Annotated in this window: 17 protein-coding genes; 13 read left to right on the plus strand and 4 right to left on the minus strand. The window is 43.9% G+C overall.

Going from position 1 to position 19,488, the window contains the following annotated elements:
* Positions 1 to 71 precede the first annotated feature (71 nt).
* Both OCW38_RS13465 and OCW38_RS13470 read left to right on the plus strand, forming a co-directional pair.
* The gene (locus OCW38_RS13465; protein WP_010434057.1) at positions 72 to 1,487 is read left to right on the plus strand and encodes an SLC13 family permease; all 1,416 of its coding nucleotides are present in this window, start codon (positions 72 to 74) and stop codon (positions 1,485 to 1,487) included.
* Between the two features lie 114 nt (positions 1,488 to 1,601).
* A complete protein-coding gene (locus tag OCW38_RS13470) occupies positions 1,602 to 2,489 on the plus strand; it encodes a DMT family transporter (protein WP_261894421.1) in 888 nt (295 codons plus the stop codon).
* A 148-nt stretch (positions 2,490 to 2,637) separates the two neighbouring features.
* Here OCW38_RS13470 and epmA read toward each other — a convergent pair whose 3' ends face one another.
* Positions 2,638 to 3,609, minus strand: a complete 972-nt coding sequence (gene epmA / locus OCW38_RS13475) for an elongation factor P--(R)-beta-lysine ligase (RefSeq protein WP_261894423.1) — start codon at positions 3,607 to 3,609, stop codon at positions 2,638 to 2,640.
* A gap of 517 nt (positions 3,610 to 4,126) precedes the next feature.
* Here epmA and frdA point away from each other — a divergent pair.
* From frdA to OCW38_RS13520, 9 genes are all read left to right on the plus strand, one after another.
* Positions 4,127 to 5,950 (plus strand): fumarate reductase (quinol) flavoprotein subunit, encoded by a 1,824-nt coding sequence (gene frdA, locus OCW38_RS13480; RefSeq protein ID WP_016792650.1) that lies wholly within the window; start codon positions 4,127 to 4,129, stop codon positions 5,948 to 5,950.
* A complete protein-coding gene (locus OCW38_RS13485) occupies positions 5,950 to 6,714 on the plus strand; it encodes a succinate dehydrogenase/fumarate reductase iron-sulfur subunit (RefSeq protein WP_016787274.1) in 765 nt (254 codons plus the stop codon). The genes frdA and OCW38_RS13485 overlap by 1 nt, the downstream gene beginning before the upstream one ends.
* Before the next feature lies 1 nt (position 6,715).
* Positions 6,716 to 7,099, plus strand: a complete 384-nt coding sequence (gene frdC, locus OCW38_RS13490; RefSeq protein WP_261894426.1) for a fumarate reductase subunit FrdC — start codon at positions 6,716 to 6,718, stop codon at positions 7,097 to 7,099.
* A gap of 12 nt (positions 7,100 to 7,111) precedes the next feature.
* The gene (gene frdD / locus OCW38_RS13495) at positions 7,112 to 7,498 is read left to right on the plus strand and encodes a fumarate reductase subunit FrdD (RefSeq protein ID WP_010434036.1); all 387 of its coding nucleotides are present in this window, start codon (positions 7,112 to 7,114) and stop codon (positions 7,496 to 7,498) included.
* Between the two features lie 614 nt (positions 7,499 to 8,112).
* Complete coding sequence (locus OCW38_RS13500) at positions 8,113 to 8,415, plus strand: hypothetical protein (RefSeq protein ID WP_261894428.1); 303 nt, start codon at positions 8,113 to 8,115, stop codon at positions 8,413 to 8,415.
* Positions 8,402 to 9,943, plus strand: a complete 1,542-nt coding sequence (locus tag OCW38_RS13505) for an OmpA family protein (RefSeq protein ID WP_261894430.1) — start codon at positions 8,402 to 8,404, stop codon at positions 9,941 to 9,943. Before OCW38_RS13500 ends, OCW38_RS13505 begins: the two co-directional genes overlap by 14 nt.
* A gap of 2 nt (positions 9,944 to 9,945) precedes the next feature.
* Entirely contained in the window at positions 9,946 to 11,550 is a 1,605-nt protein-coding gene (locus tag OCW38_RS13510) for a hypothetical protein (RefSeq protein WP_261894432.1), read from the plus strand.
* Positions 11,551 to 11,564: 14 nt separating this feature from the next.
* A complete protein-coding gene (locus OCW38_RS13515; RefSeq protein ID WP_261894435.1) occupies positions 11,565 to 12,401 on the plus strand; it encodes a hypothetical protein in 837 nt (278 codons plus the stop codon).
* 57 nt (positions 12,402 to 12,458) lie between these two features.
* Positions 12,459 to 14,195, plus strand: coding sequence for a hypothetical protein (locus OCW38_RS13520; protein WP_261894437.1), 1,737 nt, complete (start codon positions 12,459 to 12,461; stop codon positions 14,193 to 14,195).
* Between the two features lie 225 nt (positions 14,196 to 14,420).
* Here the strand turns inward: OCW38_RS13520 and efp are convergent, their stop codons facing one another.
* Entirely contained in the window at positions 14,421 to 14,987 is a 567-nt protein-coding gene (gene efp, locus OCW38_RS13525; RefSeq protein WP_009847919.1) for an elongation factor P, read from the minus strand.
* A 33-nt stretch (positions 14,988 to 15,020) separates the two neighbouring features.
* Here efp and epmB point away from each other — a divergent pair, with 33 nt between their 5' ends.
* Positions 15,021 to 16,043, plus strand: a complete 1,023-nt coding sequence (gene epmB / locus OCW38_RS13530) for an EF-P beta-lysylation protein EpmB (protein ID WP_065100555.1) — start codon at positions 15,021 to 15,023, stop codon at positions 16,041 to 16,043.
* A gap of 204 nt (positions 16,044 to 16,247) precedes the next feature.
* Positions 16,248 to 16,736 carry an MgtC/SapB family protein gene (locus OCW38_RS13535; RefSeq protein WP_261894439.1) on the plus strand — a complete coding sequence of 163 codons (489 nt, stop codon included), beginning with the start codon at positions 16,248 to 16,250 and terminating at the stop codon, positions 16,734 to 16,736.
* Positions 16,737 to 16,858: 122 nt separating this feature from the next.
* Here the strand turns inward: OCW38_RS13535 and OCW38_RS13540 are convergent, their stop codons facing one another.
* Both OCW38_RS13540 and OCW38_RS13545 read right to left on the minus strand, forming a co-directional pair.
* Entirely contained in the window at positions 16,859 to 17,416 is a 558-nt protein-coding gene (locus tag OCW38_RS13540; RefSeq protein ID WP_016787278.1) for a VC2662 family protein, read from the minus strand.
* 244 nt (positions 17,417 to 17,660) lie between these two features.
* Positions 17,661 to 19,307, minus strand: a complete 1,647-nt coding sequence (locus tag OCW38_RS13545; protein WP_065100553.1) for a methyl-accepting chemotaxis protein — start codon at positions 19,305 to 19,307, stop codon at positions 17,661 to 17,663.
* Positions 19,308 to 19,488 lie beyond the last annotated feature (181 nt).

The following is a 19,488-nucleotide window of genomic DNA, read 5'->3' on the forward strand; positions in this document are numbered from 1 at the left end:
CGTCTCCAAGTACCAAAAATCCAGATAACTTACTCTATTTGAAGATATTTTATTCATAGGGTCTTTGTATCATGCCTAAACTCAATGTTGGCGTATTGGTCAAGCTATTGATTTGTTTTGCGATTCCCTTGGGCGTGCTATTCATGCCTATCGACTCGATCCCCATAGATAACCTCACCTTGATTCAGCACCGCTTACTGGCGATATTTCTATTAGCTGCGCTACTTTGGGTTCTGGAACCGGTTCCGGTATTCGCGACGTCAATCCTGATCATTGCACTTGAATTGGTGATGATTTCCGACAAAGGCTTACATTTATTCAGAAGCCCGCCAGCAGGACACGATCTCGGTGAGTTAATCAAATATACCGACATATTCGGTGCGTTTTCGTCACCAATCATCATCCTCTTCATGGGTGGTTTTGCACTCGCTATCTCGGCATCCAAGTACGAACTCGACAACAACTTAGCCCGAGTACTGCTCAAGCCATTTGGTACAGAGCCGCGCTTCATTATGCTTGGCTTAATGCTGATTACTGCCGTGTTCTCGATGTTTATGTCGAACACCGCGACCACAGTCATGATGCTTGCTCTACTAGGCCCAATCGTGGCTTCTGCGCCTAAAGGCGACATGGGGATTAAAGCACTCGTGTTGTGTATTCCAATTGCGGCCAACACCGGTGGTATCGCCACTCCAATCGGTACACCGCCCAACGCAATAGCATTGCAGTATTTAACTGGCGAAAACAGTATCGACTTCTTAAGTTGGATGATGATGGGCTTGCCCTTCGTAATCATTCAACTCACTATCGCTTGGTTCCTTCTTCAGAAACTCTTTCCTTCCAAGCAGAAGAACATGGTACTCAAGCTCAATGGACAGTTTAGAAAAAGTTGGCGAGCGATTGTCGTTTACATCACCTTCGCCGCAACGATTCTGTTGTGGATGACGACAAAACTGCATGGCATGAACACCTACGTAGTCTCTATTATTCCATTGGCCGTCTTTACACTGACCGGCATCATGGGCAAAGAAGAACTTAAGCTAATTAACTGGGACGTGTTGTGGTTAGTCGCCGGTGGTATCGCGATTGGTATCGGCTTGGATAAAACAGGCTTAGCGGCGGCATTGGCACACGCGATTGACTATGAATCTCTCTCACCTGCAGCTGTGGTACTGACATTATCTATCGTGTGTTGGTTAATGGCGAACTTCATGTCGAACACCGCGACGGCCAACTTACTGATGCCTATTGCCGCTGCGATCGGCGCATCGATGGAAAGCTTAGTCGCAATTGGTGGCCTACAAGGCTTGCTGGTTGTGGTCGCCTTCTCCGCCTCACTGGGTATGATTCTTCCGGTATCGACACCGCCCAACTCGTTGGCTTACTCAACCGGGCTTATCGAAAGCAAAGACATGGCGAAGATGGGTATCATCTTAGGTATCGTAGGCTTATTAATGGTCTACCTCGCGCTGTTTATTATCACCTAGCACGTTAACTTTTCACTACAGCCCTCCAGATAGCAATCACACCTTTGCGATCTGGAGACTTTAGTGCATATTGAATCCCCCAACTTCTAAATTTTGACATGGATGTACACTTAAATGGGATTTGAATGGTTAGCTCTAGCCGCCGCTTTTCTATGGGCGATAGCGAGCCTGATGTCAGTAAAACCCGCTCAACACTTAGGTTCTTTTGCCTATAGCCGATGGCGTATGGGTTGCACCGCAATCATCTTATCGAGCATGGCTTGGTTCACCGGTGGGTGGTCAAGTGTCGAAGCCGACCTCGTCACACCCATGATGCTGTCTGGCCTGATTGGTATCTTCATTGGTGATACCGCCCTATTCGCGTGCTTGAATCGCATGGGGCCACGCCAAGCCGGTTTGCTGTTCTCTTGTCACGCGGTATTTTCCGCGATTCTCGGCTACTTCCTGTTTAGCGAAAGCATGACTTCGGTTGAGCTTATTGGCTCAGCGTTGGTGTTTAGTGGGGTATTAACCGCCATCTTCTTTGGTCGTCGTGGACAAGCGAAAAACCAGCTCGAAACCATCAAAGGCACAGTGTGGATTGGCGTTGCTTTAGGAATTACAGCCGCCATCTGCCAGGCACTGGGTGGCATCATTGCAAAGCCGATAATGCAAACCAACATCGACCCTGTCGCCGCTTCAGCCATTCGAATGATCACCGCCTTTGTTGCTCACTCTCTGTTTCGTTTAACGGGCGCTAAACTTTCACGCGCAATCAACCCAATGAATAAACAGATATTCGCAATTACTGCGGTTAATGGCTTTTTAGCGATGGCCGTGGGAATGACACTGATTTTGTATGCGTTGCAGGAAGGCAATGTCGGTATGGTCGCACTGTTATCTTCGACCACACCCATCATGTTGTTACCAATACTCTGGTTGTACACCAAACAGAGGCCAAATGCCTACGCTTGGATAGGTGCCATTGTTGCCGTGGTGGGCACTGGGGTTCTGGTCAGCTAGTGGGTACAGGTATTTTGGTCAGATAGAGCACCGGGATTCTGGTCAGCTAGTGAAGCGAGTTGGAAGCTGAGAGTTAATGGTTAATGGTTAATGGTTAATGGTTAATAGCTAATGACCATTAACTCTCAATAACAACAAAAGCAAAAAGCTAAGAACGCGGGAACGGAAAAGCCGTCACGTCATCGATATGGTCGTAGCCCAAAGCCAACATGATCAGACGATCAATACCTAAAGCAACACCTGCACAGTCTGGCAAGCCCGCTTTTAATGCCTCAATCAAATGATGATCAATCGGTTGAGGCGATAATCCCATCTCGATACGTTTTGCATTGTCATCTTCAAAGCGCTTAAGTTGCTCTTGCGGTTTATCTAACTCGTGGAAGCCGTTAGCTAACTCGATGCCTTTGAAATACACCTCAAAGCGATCCGCGACTCTTGAGTCATCAGAATTGATCTTGGCTAACGCTGCTTGCGATGCCGGGAAATCATAAACAAAGGCCGGAACATCTTGGCCTATTTTCGCCTCTACCCCAATACTGAAAAGAAGCTGTAATAGCGTATCGCGATCTTCTTCAGGATCCGCAATATCACTTAACCCAAGTGCTGCAGCCGCTTGCTTCAGCGTATCCATCGAGTCTTCCAACGGACAAACACCCAACACATCAATAAAGGCTTGCTGGTAAGTCATTCGCTCCGCTTTGTCAGACTTGAGAATTTGCTGCAATAGGAGGTCCATTTCGTCCATCAAATCGTGGTGATCAAACCCCACGCGATACCACTCCAACATGGTGAACTCAGGGTTATGATAACGACCATTTTCTTCGTTACGGAAAGACTTACAAATTTGGTAGATACAACCACTGCCCGCCGCTAACAGTCGTTTCATATGAAACTCTGGGCTCGTCATAAAGAACAGAGGCTGACCGTGCGCATAACCCGGCCCTACGAATTCAGTTTTGAAGGTATGTAAATGCACGTCCGTCACCGTGGCGTGACTCATGGCTGGCGTATCCACTTCCATCACGTCTCGCTTTGCAAAAAAATGACGGATTTGAGTAAGGATATCAGCACGTTGCTTTAACTGCTTAATGGTTGCGGCAGGTTGCCATGTGGAGTGCATTATTAAGTTCCATATCACTGAATTCTAGGCGACGAAAATTACCACTTTTCGTCTCTTTTGTAAGCTTCTATCTTTGCCTTATCAAACCAGCATGTTTTTTTGATGAAGCCAGAAAATTACGTACTACAATACATTTACTAATATTTAGCCGCTAGCCACATTGATAACAAAAATCATACTCAACAAGCCGTTAACACGACTCTTGTGGGGGAATCGTTATCAACAATTCATTGCCGTGATTGCAGTCACATAACCTATAATTTCTATGCCCCCATATGCATTACCGACCTAAAAACCCAAATACATCAACTTTTAGAATACCTTCCTCTCGTACACTGAACCTACCACTTAAGGCTTAGGGGTGATAAGCGGTTGATACCGTTTACGTACTATTAGTTAGTAAGTGCTATCGATTAGTAAGTGCTCTCAATAAGTAAGTACTGCCAATTAGTAAGTGCTACCAATAAGCTTTTTATAATTACAAGCGGAATACTCCGCATCACACTGGAGAATAACTGTGAAGACAATTACCACAGATATCGCAGTCATCGGCGCAGGCGGCGCTGGTCTTCGTACAGCTATCGCTGCGGCTGAAGCTAATCCTGAATTGGAAGTAGCACTGATTTCTAAAGTTTACCCAATGCGTTCGCACACGGTAGCAGCAGAAGGCGGTTCAGCAGCAGTAATTAAAGACGAAGATAGCCTAGATAACCACTTCAACGATACTGTTGGCGGTGGCGACTGGCTATGTGAACAGGATGTTGTTGAATACTTTGTTGAAAACTCGACTCGCGAAATGATCCAAATGGAACAATGGGGCTGCCCATGGAGTCGTAAAGAAAACGGTGAAGTAAACGTACGCCGATTCGGCGGTATGAAGGTAGAGAGAACGTGGTTCGCAGCGGATAAAACTGGCTTCCACATGCTTCATACTCTGTTCCAGACTTCGATGAAGTACGACACAATCAAACGATTTGATGAGTACTTTGTGGTGGATTTGATCGTTGAAGATGGCGAAGTACAAGGCCTAATCGCGATTCACATGTCTGAAGGTGAGCTTGTTACCATCAAAGCAAAATCTGTTGTTCTAGCAACGGGTGGCGCAGGTCGTGTTTACCACTGTAATACCAACGGCGGCATCGTAACTGGCGACGGTATGGCAATGGCTTATCGCCACGGTGTACCACTGCGTGATATGGAGTTCGTTCAATACCACCCAACAGGCCTACCAGGCACTGGCATCTTGATGACCGAAGGTTGTCGTGGTGAAGGCGGTATCATCGTCAACAAGAACGGCTACCGTTACCTCCAAGATTATGGCATGGGCCCTGAAACTCCAGTGGGCGAGCCGAAAAACAAATACATGGAACTGGGTCCTCGTGACAAAGTTTCTCAAGCATTCTGGCACGAGCAGCAGAAAGGCAACACCATCAAGCACCCGCTTGGTGATGTCGTACACCTTGACCTTCGCCACCTTGGTGAAGAGTACCTGCAGGAACGCCTACCGTTTATCTGTGAGCTAGCAAAAGCGTACGTAAACGTCGACCCAGCAAAAGAGCCAATCCCAATTCGCCCGACCGTTCACTACACCATGGGTGGTATTGAAACTAACGGTACCTGTGAAACTCGCATTAAAGGTCTATTCGCTGTTGGTGAATGTGCTTCAGTTGGTCTGCACGGTGCAAACCGTCTAGGTTCTAACTCTCTGGCTGAGTTCGTTGTATTTGGTCGCGTAGCGGGTGAACAAGCCGTGAAACGTGCAGCAGAATTCAAAGGCTGGAATGAAGAGTCTATCGCGAAGCAAGTGAAAGCGGTTGAAGATCGCATCGCAGGTCTACTAAACCAAGAAGGCGATGAGAACTGGGCTGATATCCGTACTGAAATGGGTCACACCATGGAAGCGGGTTGTGGTATCTACCGTCAAGAAGACTTGATGCAAGAAACCATCGACAAAATCACTGAGCTAAAAGCACGTTACAAAAAAATCAGCATTAAAGACAAAGGCCAAGTGTTCAACACGGACCTACTTTACGCTATCGAAGTCGGCTACGGTCTTGAAGTTGCTGAAGCGATGGTTCACTCAGCTATTCTTCGTAAAGAGTCTCGCGGTGCGCACCAACGTCTAGACGACAACTGCACAGAACGTGACGACGTGAACTTCCTGAAACACTCTCTATCGTTCTACAACGAAGATGCAGCACCAACCATAGACTACAGCGGCGTTAAGATTACTAAATCTCAACCTAAAGCTCGTCTGTACGGTGAAGCTGCTGAGAAAGCCGCTGCCGCTGAAAAAGCAGCAGAAGAGAATGCGAAGAAGAGCGAAGAGGAGCAAGCATAATGTCAGCGAATCGAATCCAAAAAATTGAAATCCTGCGTTATGACCCTGAGCAAGATGCAGAACCTCACTTTCAAACCTTTGAAGTTCCGTTTGATGAAACCATGTCAGTACTTGATGCGATTGGTTACATCAAAGATAACCTAGATAAAGACCTGTCTTACCGTTGGTCTTGTCGTATGGCGATTTGTGGTTCTTGCGGCATCATGGTTGATGGCGTGCCAAAACTGGCGTGTAAGAGCTTCTTACGTGATTATCCAAACGGCTTCAAAATTGAGCCATTGGCTAACTTCCCAATCGAGAAAGATTTGATTGTCGACATGACACCGTTCATCGAGCGCCTTGAAGCGATCAAGCCTTACATCATCGGTAACGACCGCAAACCAGAAGACGGCACAAACATCCAAACTCCAGAGCAAATGGCGAAGTACAAACAGTTCGCTGGCTGCATCAACTGTGGTTTGTGTTACGCGGCGTGTCCTCAGTTTGGTCTAAACCCTGAGTTCATCGGCCCTGCAGCTCTTACTCTGGCTCACCGTTACAACCTAGATAGCCGTGACAACGGTAAAGCTGAACGCATGAAGCTGATCAATGGTGAAAACGGCGCTTGGGGTTGTACGTTCGTTGGTTACTGTTCTGAAGTTTGTCCGAAGAAAGTAGACCCAGCAGCGGCCGTTAACCAAGGCAAAGTTGAGTCTTCAATGGACTTCGTTATCTCGATGTTCAAGCCAGATGGATCGCAAGTAAAATCAGCAGAGGAGGCATAAGATGAGCAAACGTAAACCTTATGTTCGTGAGATGAACAGAACGTGGTGGAGCAACCATCCGTTCTACCGCTTCTACATGTTACGTGAAGCAACTGTACTGCCTTTGATTCTGTTCACTGTATTCCTAACCTTCGGTTTGGGTTCATTGGTGAAAGGCCCTGAAGCATGGGCAGGTTGGTTAAGCTTTATGGCTAACCCTGTAGTTATCGGTATTAATATCGTGGCGCTACTGGGCAGCTTAATGCACGCTCAAACCTTCTTCAGCATGATGCCTCAAGTAATGCCAATCCGCCTTAAAGGTAAATTGGTTGATAAAAGAATCATCGTATTGACTCAGCGGGCAGCGGTCGCTTTCATTTCTTTAATCGTTCTTGTTGTGGTGTAAGGAGCTTTCGTTATGAACACAAATTACAAAGTGAAACCTGTTAACCACGATCCTAAACGCTCTGATGAGCCAATCTGGTGGGGCCTATTTGGCGCTGGCGGTACTTGGTTCGCGATGATCACACCTATCACGATTCTAGTGTTAGGTATCTTAGTGCCAATGGGCATTATCGATGCTGACGCAATGAGCTACGAGCGTGTGTCTGAATTCGCCACCAGTATTATCGGTGCGCTATTCATCATCGGTACGCTGGCACTGCCAATGTGGCATGCAATGCACCGTCTTCACCACGGCATGCACGACCTTAAGTTCCACGTCGGCGTTGCTGGGAAAGTGGGTTGCTACTTCTTCGCAGGCCTAATCAGCGCACTGTCTGTTATCTTCATTTTTATGATTTAACAGTTAAGAGCAGATTCGGGATTCGAAGAGCTGAAAAGCGACAGGAGTAAAACTAAAAGCAGAACAGGAATTCCTTGTTCTGCTTTTTTGTTGCTTATTATTACATCTCGCATCTCTTTTCCTCTCACTTTCTCTAAAGAGCCACCCCGAAAAATCGCTCACAAGCAAATCAACCGATTATTTTGTGACTCCCCTTCAAAATAATGAGCTCTCGCAATGGTTGAACCACTCACTTGCCACCTAACGCTTCAATACTCAACTTTGCACAGTGCTTTTAGTTGATACAAATCACAGTCCATAATAAATAACTGCACTTTATGTTTGAGCATTCTTGATTCACGATGTGCATACTGGTAATAATTCCTTACAAAAACAAATATTAATAACAACATTATCAGTATGCAGGTTTATCTATGAATGGCTTAAAATTAATCTACTTTCCGCTACCTATTTACCCTAATGACTAATCGATATGAACTCTATCTAGTCATTAAAAAATGAATATCAAAAAGGTTTGGCTTCCAATAGCTATTTTACCTTCTGTTTTTCTTGGGTATGCCTTTTTTTCACCACTCCCTTCGCCAGAATGTCTTCAATATTCAGGAGAACTACGTATGGGAGAAGAAGTTACAACCTTCACTTTTTCGCTTCAAGCTAAAACCGTCGAACTAGAGACAACATTTAATCAGCCTCTACAAAAACTCGGTATGCCAAGTGAGATAAATTATCAATTTCAAATCCTTGCAGTTACACAAAAAACTAATAGTTGGCGCTACCGGTTAAAAGAGGTCAGCAGTGGCTTTCTGCAAGAGTTAGAAATTCAGTCAGATGGTGCTCGTTATTCAATTCGTTGGGTCAACGACCGCGCAAACAAAATAGTCTATAAATGCACGGAAGTAGATAATGCAAAACTTTAAGAAAGCAGCAATCGCGGTAAGCCTATCCTTAGCGGTTTCTAGTTGTTCGAGTACAGGTAATTATGGTGGCATTAATACCACGACTCTAATTGGTTGTGCTGGAGGAATGATCGTCGGTGGTCTTGCTGGTAAAGCTATTGGAGGAAAAAAAGGAGCATGGATTGGTGCAGGTGTTGGCGCACTGGTCGGTTGCTCCGTTGGCTATTATTGGGCGCAGCGTGAAGCAAAACTAGCAGAAGCCGCAGAAAAACAGAATGTAGACGTAGAATTTGAACGTATCGGCTCTCAGGATGACAGCGAAGTTGACGGCATGGTTGTAGTCCAATCAAAGGCAATTATTGAGGCTGAAAAAGCAGGTAATACAGAGCAAATTGAAAGTGTGGTGGGCGATTCCGAAGTGGTTGGCCTTTCTGCAACAGTGAAAGGCGATATATTCCGAACAGGGCAAACTGATATCTCAAGTGCGAAACATAAACGTTTCTTTAAAACTTATGCGGACACCGTCAAGCCAAGTGGCAGCGCAGTACTGATCGTAGGGCACACAGATAACACCGGATCGGCAAAAATTAATGCCGAGGTTTCACTTAAACGAGCTCGTAGTGTTGCTCGTGAATTAATCCTCAACGGCATCCCAAAAGAAAATATCTATATTTACGGGGCTGGAGAATCTCAACCTATTACCTCCAATAACTCGACTCGAGGCCGTGCTGAAAACCGACGTATTGAAGTCGTAACTCTGGACAACAAACCTGAATACATTACCAACTACGTGCGATACAAAGCGACAGAACCTAGCTACGCGAAACTAAGAACCACAGATAACATTGCCAAACGCAGTAAAACTGTTAGCCAGCAAGTCACGAAAGGACAAGCCACTTCTGTACAAAGCACGACAGCTGTAAAAGATCTAATCGATAAAAACAACCGTCGTAGTATCAGTAATAGCTCTTATGTCGACTTCGGAGGTGAAAGCTATCAAGGGACTGGAAATAACCTTTTCGCCTATATTGGTGCGCGTGAAAGCAATAACTTCTCAATTATCGGACAGGCTGTAGCAAATACACTTGAAGAATCATCATGTGTCTACGACGAACCGAGTGTAACGACCCCATTATTTAAGATAAGTGATGACCCCCGTCGAACAACAGATTACCTACCAGGGATGAATCGCACAGCATGGGGGGCCGAAGTAAATGAGCACCTTGTCGCTCTAGCACCACTAGCGGTAGATCGAAGCTCGTTAGAGCCAACCGAAAGCCCTTCTATTTATGTTTACGAGGGTTACGCTTTAAACAAGAAAGTGAAACCTCAAAAGACGCATAAAGTCGTTGATGTCAATATCTACAATGGATCCGAAGGGGTTATTTATCGCGCCTTCGTACAAGACAAAAACTACCCAATTAAGTGTGTAGATATTGCTGTGAACAAAAAACACGATAAAGGCGTGTTTAGTGCGTTTGCTGGCAGTATCTACTACCAAGGCCCTAAAGGCCTGATGATTGCAGAATACAAACCAGGGAAAATTTAATCATGAGTGACTTAACAACTTGGCTATTACTCAACCGCATGCTTGTGGCAGGTATCAGCTCAATTATTATAGCTATAATCGTTTACCTTAGTAATCGCGATACTATCAACCTATATTTAAAAGCAATGTACTATCGTCTACCAGTCATAGGTAAAAACGCTCGTCTGGCAAAAAGGCTGGGATTAGATGACCAACGCTGGTTTAACTCAGAGCGTGAGGTATGTAATAGTTTTTTACCTTTTTACGACCAGTATAATGCTGATGAATACCATTACGACCAATCAAGTCGTTACCTAAACAAAGTTGGAGACACCGGTATCTCCCCGATGAAATGGTACACTTGGCTTGGCTTGTCTATCATGGTGCTAATTGAAGCAGCTGGCTTTGCTTATGTCCTTGCCGGTTTCACCATTCAAGATGGTAGTGAATCAATTCAAATCCAAGCCGCTGTCGGTATTGCATTATTGATCAGTGTACTTTTGGTCGGATTTACTCATGCGATGGGTGGTGAGCTATACCGAAACCAGCAGATAGGTAAAATTCGTCTGCACTGGAACCATGATCCACAAAAGCCAGGAGTCATTGCACCTGATCTGAACATTGGCTTAAAATCTAAAACGAATGCTCTCGATGACAACCAACCAAGTTGGCGTCAAATGGCGAACCGTTTAGCCAAAGCGAATGCCGGTTTCACTAAGTCTTGGATGATGAGCATTGTTACTATTGCCTTCATTTCCATTGTTGCCGTCGGTGCAACCTATGTCCGTGGACAAGTGCTTGAAAAGCTTGCAATAGAAGAAATTAGTGGTCACGAACAAGAAGGAATGGGTAGCGCCTTTGATATTCAGGACCCATTCGCTGAGAGTGCACCTGCAGAGTTAAGTGCATACAATAATGAAGCAGAAAATAAAGCATTTATCGATGCTATTGATGCCCACAAACGCGGTGGGTGGATGACCTTTATAATGCTAGCCGCTATCTTTGCTGCAATGCAGGCATACAGTATCTACCTTGGCTTCAAAAGCACATTCTCAGGAAAAGAATCTCCTGTCGCTTATAATGCAACTTATAAGTTCTCTAACGTCAATGCATACATTGAACACTATGCAGCGCTGCAAGCAAATGTTGAACGTGTAGCGCAAAGCGTACTTTCGCACTTACAAAGCAAAATTGCGATTAACGCCCAAAGAAGCGCGGGCGAACAACATATTATTTATGCAGCAAACAACCCTTCTAGTCGTAACTTCTTAAATTATTACAAGCTACGAGCGTTGAAGAGCGCAGAAACACCTGAGCTTATCAAATCAAAACAACCTGACTATCAGCCAGCCCAAACAATTGAACCACAACCAGTAGTCCAACCAACAACTCAACCAGTTGAAGAGTCAATCCACCAAACGACACCAGCCCCACAATCACACGTAACACCAACTGCAGAATCCTTCCTCACCGACCTGGATATTATCAACAAAGTGAAGAGTAACAACTTTGATGGTTTGACGGATGAACAAATCGTTGCAGCACTTAAGGCCATAAACAACGAGCCTAAACCTGAAACGCCAGAAGAGCGTTTCATTCGACTACAAAAACAAGCGATGAATTCTTAAAGAGATTGATTAACATGAAAAAAATAACCTTATCAATACTAGCTGCACTTACTCTTGTTACTCAAACCGTCGACGCCACCACTCTGCGCAATGACGTCCCAAGCTGCACAAATGAAGTACCCGCAGAATATTACCAACTACCGAGTGAGCGTGAATTAGTTATCTTGTTGGACAAGACGATGGCTCACTCGCTTGACCAAGATATAAAGTCAGAGCTTTACCAAAGTGTAAAACGATTTATTCAACCAGGTGACAAGGTACAGCTAGTCGAGTTTTCATCGTTTGCTCAAGACAGCTACACGAAAGTGACATTTAACGGTCAACTGGATACTCAACTCAGTGATGAGCATCGTAGCTATATAAAAAAATCCGTTCTTAAGTCGTTAGATAAATGCCTCGATAAACAGCATAGCTTCATGTTAAACAAAATTGGTATCTCATTAAAAACAGCATTTCAACCACAAGAGAAGCCCACAAACACTGAGTTGATTGGTACTTTGAGCGATATCAGTAATCAAGTGCTGACTCAATCAACCGCTAAACGTAAAGTCGTTTTACTTATTAGTGACATGCTCGAGAATTCTGACATCACTTCGTTCTATAAGAACAACCAAACTCGAGTGATCAATCCACAACAAGAATTGGAACTTGTATCGACTTCGCAAATGTTTGCCCATTTTAACCAAGCTGATGTCTATGTAATTGGTACTGGTGTTATACCAGGTAATCAACAGTACATATCGGCACAAAAAATGAGTAAATTAGAATCTTTTTGGAAAGACTACTTCAAGCAAAGTAATGCAACATTGCTCGGCTTTGGCAAGCCGATGCTACTTGGAGATATTCGCTAATTTACCTATATCAGGGCAACTTTAGTTGCCCATTTTCAATTAAAACAAGGATGTAACATGAGTCATTGTCACAGCACAATATTTCATGGCGATAATTTCTGTCCGGATTGTGGAGAAATCCTAGACACAACACCACAAGCGTATAGCGTTGAAGAAGTCTTCCCAGAAATTTTAGATGACGTAAAAAAGTATTATAAAGAGGCAGAAGCTAAGACAGGTCGAGTACTTGAATCCAGGCTCTACAAACGTTTCTCTAAAACGTCTTCACAAAATCTAGAGTACTCATACTGGTGGCTCAGACTAGAAACCAATGATGGAGCAATTATCGAGACCTCGATTTCTGCGGAGCACAAATATACATCTTCCATTGGTCGTGGCGACATTCTTACTCTCTATTACCCTACAACAATGAATCTATTGTACAAAAAAAGTCGCGATGCAAAAAAGTTTGTCAAAGACAATCAATCCGTACCATGTGTCGTTGTTCACGGTGACAATGGACAATGTTATACGGTAGAAAACCTTTACCCAGAACCCGAAAAAAAGTCCTCGTGGCTCTGGATTGTCGCTGGCGTATTAACTGCTATCCTAATGTTTAATGCATCTCATACCACCACAGGCTCTGCATGGTTTACGAGCTTAGTCGTCGCGATAGTCGTTCTATTACTGGAAAATAATCGCAACAAAAAGAAATTTGCATTTGAGGTAGCCAAAGATGAAGCTCTAAACGCTTCATTTAAAAAACTAATCGAAGTAACCAAAGAGCAATTAGGTTACAGCAACATGGAACGCAATAAAAAATCATCGGATATTATTTGTATTCAGTGCAACGCTCGTTTACCCGAAGACATTAGATACTGTACCTGTTGTGGTAACGCAAATACTGCAAAATACCCACCAGACACTTCCCTGCAGAATGCTAACTCCAAATTTAACCAAATGAACCCTGCCCCTCCGACGTTGGAAGCAAACGGTTCTTACCAAGAGAACGAAGCACAAGAACTCTCAAAAGTGCACTCATCACCATCACCCGTATCTGTTAGTGACATCCAGCAGCGCCTCCACGAGGTTTATTCATATCACTCGCTTGATAACTATACTCACCACTATGCGCTGAAGGACGCACGACAAGGTAAATTGTCCAACGAATTTATCCTAGCTCGCGTTAGCTCTCTTTCTCTCAAGGCAAATGTATCAGACGTTACGCATCAAACGACTACCACAACAGAAACCAAGCATTATCGCGGAAACAACTATCAGTATTCAACGTATGATACTCAAAGTTCAAGTCACCGAAATCGTTCATCAACTCTTAAAGGTAAGGTGTTACTAGAGTATGTTTCAGGTAAGACCGTTACCTTTACACTGTCTGAAGACATTTTAGGTGATATCGATGTCGATGACTGGATCGCCATCGCTGATAGCTATGTCGAGTTTGAAGACCAAAGTAAGTATTACTTCGAATACGCTTACAACATCACCAAAGATAAAGAATATTTTGATACATCATTTACCAACTATTCGGATATTCGTGGTGGAAACATCTGGTGGGGGTGGAACATACTGTTTGTTGTAGGCGGGATAACTGCTGCGTTCACCAATAATGAAGCCTTAGTTCCATTATGTTTCACCGGTATTGTACTGTTTAACTTCTATGCACTTTGTAAATCATTAAGTTCTTCGGCTAAGAATAAACGTCAGCGCAAGGCACTACTTAAGCCCTTGCAAGAAAAAGTGTCCGCATTCAAAGAATCCTTACAACCATTAAGGAAGCAACTGAACGTCATTGGATAGTCTCTATAAGTAATAAGCCAGCAGTTTAATACGCTGGCTTTAACTGCCTAAATCGGCGGTTATAATTGAAGTACTTATCACGATAAAGACACAGAATTGGTTTGTTCATTGCAGCAACAACTCAACTGGCACTTATGCTACCCTATCAACGAACACAAAAAAGGCCGCGATAAGCGACCTTTTCTATTTCACTGAGTCACCTTAAACAAGATGGACACAATCAAATTACTTCACACGACCAACGTATTCGCCAGTACGAGTATCCACTTTAACAACTTCACCGATAGCGATGAATAGAGGTACACGAACAACCGCGCCTGTTGCTAGAGTTGCAGGTTTACCACCCGTACCCTGTGTATCGCCTTTAAGGCCAGGATCGGTTTCAGTTACTTCGATCTCAACAAAGTTTGGCGGAGTAACAGTGATAGGGTTATCATTCCACAACGTTAGAGTACAAACGTCATTTTCAACTAACCATTTTGCTGAGTCAGCGACTGCTTTTACGTCTGCTGCGATTTGCTCAAATGTTTCGTTGTTCATGAAGTGGTAGAATTCGCCATCGTTGTATAGGTAACCTAGTTCAACGTCAACAACATCTGCAAGCTCAAAGCTTTCGCCTGATTTGAATGTTTTCTCTAACACTTTGCCTGACAGCAGTTTACGAAGTTTTACACGGTTAAACGCTTGGCCTTTACCTGGCTTAACGTATTCATTGTCGATAATTGCGCAAGGCTCATTATCTAACATGAATTTTAAACCGCCTTTGAATTCATTGGTGCTTACTGACGCCATGATTTTCTCTTCCACATCTTTGAGTTAATTTCAATGCCGCATATCATAACCCGAAAAGTCGAATCTGTTGAGCAAAACTGGCTCAAACAACTATCGAATGCGATCTCTGACCCGACAAAACTGCTTGAAGCATTAGAAATAGACCCAACACCTTGGCAAAAAGGATTCGCGGCACGAGAGCTGTTTTCACTTCGAGTACCCCTAAGCTTTGTAGAGCGAATGGAAAAAGGCAACCCACACGACCCTTTATTGCGTCAGGTGTTACCACTCAACGAAGAGTTCGAGGTTCATCAAGGCTATTCAGCCGATCCGCTAGAAGAGCAAGAAAACGCAATACCTGGACTGCTGCATAAATACAAAAACCGCGCACTGATGATTGTAAAAGGGGGGTGCGCTGTAAACTGCCGCTACTGCTTCCGTCGCCATTTCCCTTATCAAGACAACAAGGGTTCTAAGTCTGTGTGGCAAACCAGCCTCGGTTATGTGGCTCAACATCCCGAGATCAACGAAGTTATCTTATCGGGTGGCGACCCTTTGATGGCCAAGGACAGCGAACTCGAATGGCTTATCCATGCTATCGAACAGATCCCGCATGTGAAAACGGTTCGAATTCATAGCCGATTACCGGTTGTGATCCCTGCTCGAGTGACTGATGAACTATGCCAATTGTTAGCTCAAACTCACCTCAATGTAGTCATGGTCAGCCATATCAATCACGCCAATGAAATCAACGTGGAGCTCAAACAAGCTTTCCATAAGTTGAAACTCAGTGGTGCGACTCTGCTTAATCAGGGCGTGATGCTAAAAGGCGTCAACGACAACGCTAACTCACTGAAAGAGTTGAGCGAAAAGCTATTCGATGCCGGTGTTTTGCCGTACTATATGCATGTTCTTGATAAGGTTCAGGGCGCCGCTCACTTCTATATCTCCGATGAAGAAGCAAAGGCCCATTTTAGGGGGTTAATCTCTGAAGTTTCTGGTTACCTAGTGCCTAAGTTAACTCGCGAGATCGGCGGCCGCAGCAGTAAGACACCACTCGATCTGCACATTGAATAACTCTATCTCGAGCAATGGTCGCTTCTTATCGTCTTAAATATCAAGAAGCGACAAAAGAAAAATGCCCCTAGCTTCACCTTAACAACAGACGGCTGCTAGACTTTAAGTCACCTTTATCAATCGTTAAGACAAAAAGGTTTTGTTCGATCGTCCGGTCTATTATTAGCATACTCGGCTCTATTCTAAATTTTTAGGAGGGGTGATATGCCACAATTTATAGAACAAACTCTCAACCTTGCCCCCTTTAGCTGGGCTGGTTTAACTGCATGTATGATATGTGGATCGTTAATCGGAATCGAAAGACAAACCCGCGGTAAACCCGTTGGAATACGAACCTCAATTTTGATTATCAGCGGTACTTATTTCTTTCTCACCATGGCGATTAGCTTATCTCCTAACACGCTCGATCAAGCCCGTGTGCTTGGTCAGATAATAACGGGGGTCGGGTTTCTTGGTGCAGGAGTAATGATGACATTGGATGGTAAGATTCATGGCGTCACGTCTGCCGCGATCATCTGGGTGCTGGCGGCTTTGGGGATGATGATAGCCTTAGGGCACCTATCTCAGTCTGTTATCATCACTCTAATGGCGCTGGTTATCTTGCTTGGTGTCGATAAGGTAGAAAACAGCTTCCAGAGCCTGCGTCGTGGTGTGCATCAAAAATGGAAGAGAAAAGGTCGTATGAAGTCGTAAATACAACAACGCCCAAACATAGGTTTAGGCGTTGAATAAAACTTCACTTACCGAGACAAGGAGCAAACCCTTTAGCTGCCGGTTTACGAATTTACCGATTTATAAAGCGACAGCTCTCAAGTTTACTTAGCAAAGTTCACAATCGGGAAGCACGGGAAGAAACCGTTGTCAGCACAGTTGATCAGACCAACTTGTACGCCCTCGATTTTTTTAGTTTTGTTGAAGATACCAACCTGAACCGTAGACACTTCAGAAAGGTTTGCGGCACCAACATCAACCAGAGTGTCACCTTCCGAGTAGTTTACAAAACTCACGTTCGCGCCTTTCACATCGTTAGTGATGTTAACGGCACCCAAGTTCAAACCTGTGGTTTTTCCTGGGTTCCAGTTGAATATACCCAGTGAAGCACCGGTCATTTCTTGGTTTACTTTATGCGCACCAAAAATACCCAAGTTTACACCTGTCGTCGTTTGCGTCTCAGACATACCAACAATAGCAAGATCGACACCTTTAAGGTCGTTTACTTGTCCGTGAAGTAAAGCCAAGCGCACACCACCAACCGCATCAGAATCTGGTGCGTTAAAGCCGTTGATCGTTGAAAACATAACAGGCGAAGAAGCAAATGCTGCTGGCGCCATGACCGCTGCAGAAACAGCAAGTACCGAAAGTAGTTTTTTCATTGGGAAGTCTCCACTGACTTATTGTTAACTTGATTAATCCATTTTCAATCAAGCATTTATTATCCTTTGCTCAACAGCTATCCATGTTAAATCAATGTCATAACTGTACTATTGAATATAGGCCTAAAAAACAACAAAGGGCAATGAAAGTTCACGCAGTCTACTTAAGTATCGCATACAGCAATCTTCTCAGTTACGCTTTCTAGATCCTAAGTTACCTTCTTTAGATCTTCAGTTAACTTCTCTAGACCTTAAAAAACTCCAGCTCTTTTTTCTGCTCTACCGCCAGTTGAGATAACTCTTTGGCCGCTTGTTGAGTTTGATGAATACCCGATACATTTTGGTTCACTAGGTCAAAGGCATTGTTTGTATTCAATGCTATACGCTCAGTTAAACTAAACTGCTCTTGAGAAGTGCTTGTCACTAGCGTATTAATTTCAGAAATAGATTGCACAGACTGTTCAATATGACTGAATGATTGTTGGACATTTTCTGACAATGTCACCGACTCTTGGATCTGCTCAACATTGCTGATCATGTTGTCATTGGCTTTTTCTGATTGAGCTTGAAGCTTGGTAATAATATCTTGAATACTCTTCGTTGAATCTTGCGTCTTAGATGCAAGGTTACGAACTTCGTCAGCAACAACGGCAAAACCACGTCCGTATTCACCCGCTCGTGCTGCTTCAATGGCTGCATTCAAGGCCAGCAAATTCGTTTGATCAGAAATGGTACTGATCACGGCCGTCACTTCACCAATATCCATCGCATTTGTTTTAAGATCGACAATCATACTGGCGGTTTGTTTTACAGAGTCATTAATCTTATGGGTAAGCTCAATAGACTCCTCTAAGGTTTGGTTACCTTTAAAGACATTATCAATCGCTTTTTTAGCCTCTTGCTCGGCATGAACAGCGTTTGATGTTACTTCTTTTGATGTGCTTGATAACTCGCTAATCGCATTAGAGATTTCCTCAACTTGCGTCAATTCATGTTGAGCATTGTTCGCGGTATCAACCATCACCCCAGTCAACTGCTCAGCTGACGTGGCAACTTGTGTTGAAATCCCTCGGCTGCTTTTAATGACAGTACTCACCTTATCATTAAGGATAATTAACGAGTGATAGATGCCAACGGCCTCTTCTGGTTTGATAAAGCGTTGGGATAAATTACCTTCAGAGATTTTCTTGATCATTTCAGAAATCTCCCATGGTTCACCACCCAAAGAAGCTCTGAAACTGCGTTCAATAATAAAGCCGACGAATAACGACATCGTCAATGCAATCGCAGTCAGCAATAGCATCAACTGTTGAAAGTCACCCGCAACAATTCTAGCCTCAGAGGTTAACTTTTGGCTTTGTTCTTCTTGATAATCAATAAATTCATTGATGGCAGCAAGCCATTGAATAAAAGCAGGTCGGGCTGAATCAAGGATAGAATCGGTCATTACAGTACCGGACTTCTTATCCCTAATAATCTCATCAACCAAGGGTAAGGTGTATTGTTGTACCTTATCGATTTTCGCAAGAATACGCTGTTCATCGGCCGTAAACACCTCACCTTGCGAACGCATTTGGTTCATTTGAGCTTCAGATTCACGATAAAAAGCTTCGAGCTGCTTAACTTCTTGCTCTAGAAGAGAAATCTCTTGAGAGGTCCTAGCTACCGCAATATCACGAATAGTAATCGCGCGATCATGAACACTGCCACGGTAGTTAATAGCATAACGCTGCTTAAGTGAGTTTACATCGGTAATTTCCGTCAAAGTCTCATCGATGAAGTTAACTTTTTGAATACCTAATACTGTTAAAAGCATCATAAGAAAAAGCGTCGTGCCAAACCCAATAGCCAGCCTCGCTTTAATAGTGAGTTTTGATAAATTATCCAACATATGATCTCTTTTTATACTGATTAACGTCGAGTGCGAGACTGCGCTTTGCATCACTCACATCTATATAGTAGTGAGTATCTAGATTCAAACTATAATACAAACAGATCATGAGAACCAATACATACTTACCAATCACTCACTTAAAGCTTGCTTGCTCCTTACTGCCTAATCTGAAAAAATA

Origin of the sequence: Vibrio cyclitrophicus (assembly GCF_024347435.1) — a bacterium.
Classification (GTDB): Bacteria; Pseudomonadota; Gammaproteobacteria; order Enterobacterales; family Vibrionaceae; genus Vibrio; species Vibrio cyclitrophicus.

Excerpts from the sequence above, each read along its gene's own strand:
- OCW38_RS13465 (WP_010434057.1), top strand. The coding sequence starts at position 72 with ATGCCTAAACTCAATGTTGGCGTATTGGTCAAGCTATTGATTTGTTTT.
- OCW38_RS13470 (WP_261894421.1), top strand. The coding sequence starts at position 1,602 with ATGGGATTTGAATGGTTAGCTCTAGCCGCCGCTTTTCTATGGGCGATA.
- epmA (WP_261894423.1), bottom strand. The coding sequence starts at position 3,609 with ATGCACTCCACATGGCAACCTGCCGCAACCATTAAGCAGTTAAAGCAA.
- OCW38_RS13485 (WP_016787274.1), top strand. The coding sequence starts at position 5,950 with ATGTCAGCGAATCGAATCCAAAAAATTGAAATCCTGCGTTATGACCCT.
- frdC (WP_261894426.1), top strand. The coding sequence starts at position 6,716 with ATGAGCAAACGTAAACCTTATGTTCGTGAGATGAACAGAACGTGGTGG.
- frdD (WP_010434036.1), top strand. The coding sequence starts at position 7,112 with ATGAACACAAATTACAAAGTGAAACCTGTTAACCACGATCCTAAACGC.
- OCW38_RS13500 (WP_261894428.1), top strand. The coding sequence starts at position 8,113 with ATGGGAGAAGAAGTTACAACCTTCACTTTTTCGCTTCAAGCTAAAACC.
- OCW38_RS13505 (WP_261894430.1), top strand. The coding sequence starts at position 8,402 with ATGCAAAACTTTAAGAAAGCAGCAATCGCGGTAAGCCTATCCTTAGCG.
- OCW38_RS13510 (WP_261894432.1), top strand. The coding sequence starts at position 9,946 with ATGAGTGACTTAACAACTTGGCTATTACTCAACCGCATGCTTGTGGCA.
- OCW38_RS13515 (WP_261894435.1), top strand. The coding sequence starts at position 11,565 with ATGAAAAAAATAACCTTATCAATACTAGCTGCACTTACTCTTGTTACT.
- OCW38_RS13520 (WP_261894437.1), top strand. The coding sequence starts at position 12,459 with ATGAGTCATTGTCACAGCACAATATTTCATGGCGATAATTTCTGTCCG.
- efp (WP_009847919.1), bottom strand. The coding sequence starts at position 14,987 with ATGGCGTCAGTAAGCACCAATGAATTCAAAGGCGGTTTAAAATTCATG.
- epmB (WP_065100555.1), top strand. The coding sequence starts at position 15,021 with ATGCCGCATATCATAACCCGAAAAGTCGAATCTGTTGAGCAAAACTGG.
- OCW38_RS13535 (WP_261894439.1), top strand. The coding sequence starts at position 16,248 with ATGCCACAATTTATAGAACAAACTCTCAACCTTGCCCCCTTTAGCTGG.
- OCW38_RS13540 (WP_016787278.1), bottom strand. The coding sequence starts at position 17,416 with ATGAAAAAACTACTTTCGGTACTTGCTGTTTCTGCAGCGGTCATGGCG.
- OCW38_RS13545 (WP_065100553.1), bottom strand. The coding sequence starts at position 19,307 with ATGTTGGATAATTTATCAAAACTCACTATTAAAGCGAGGCTGGCTATT.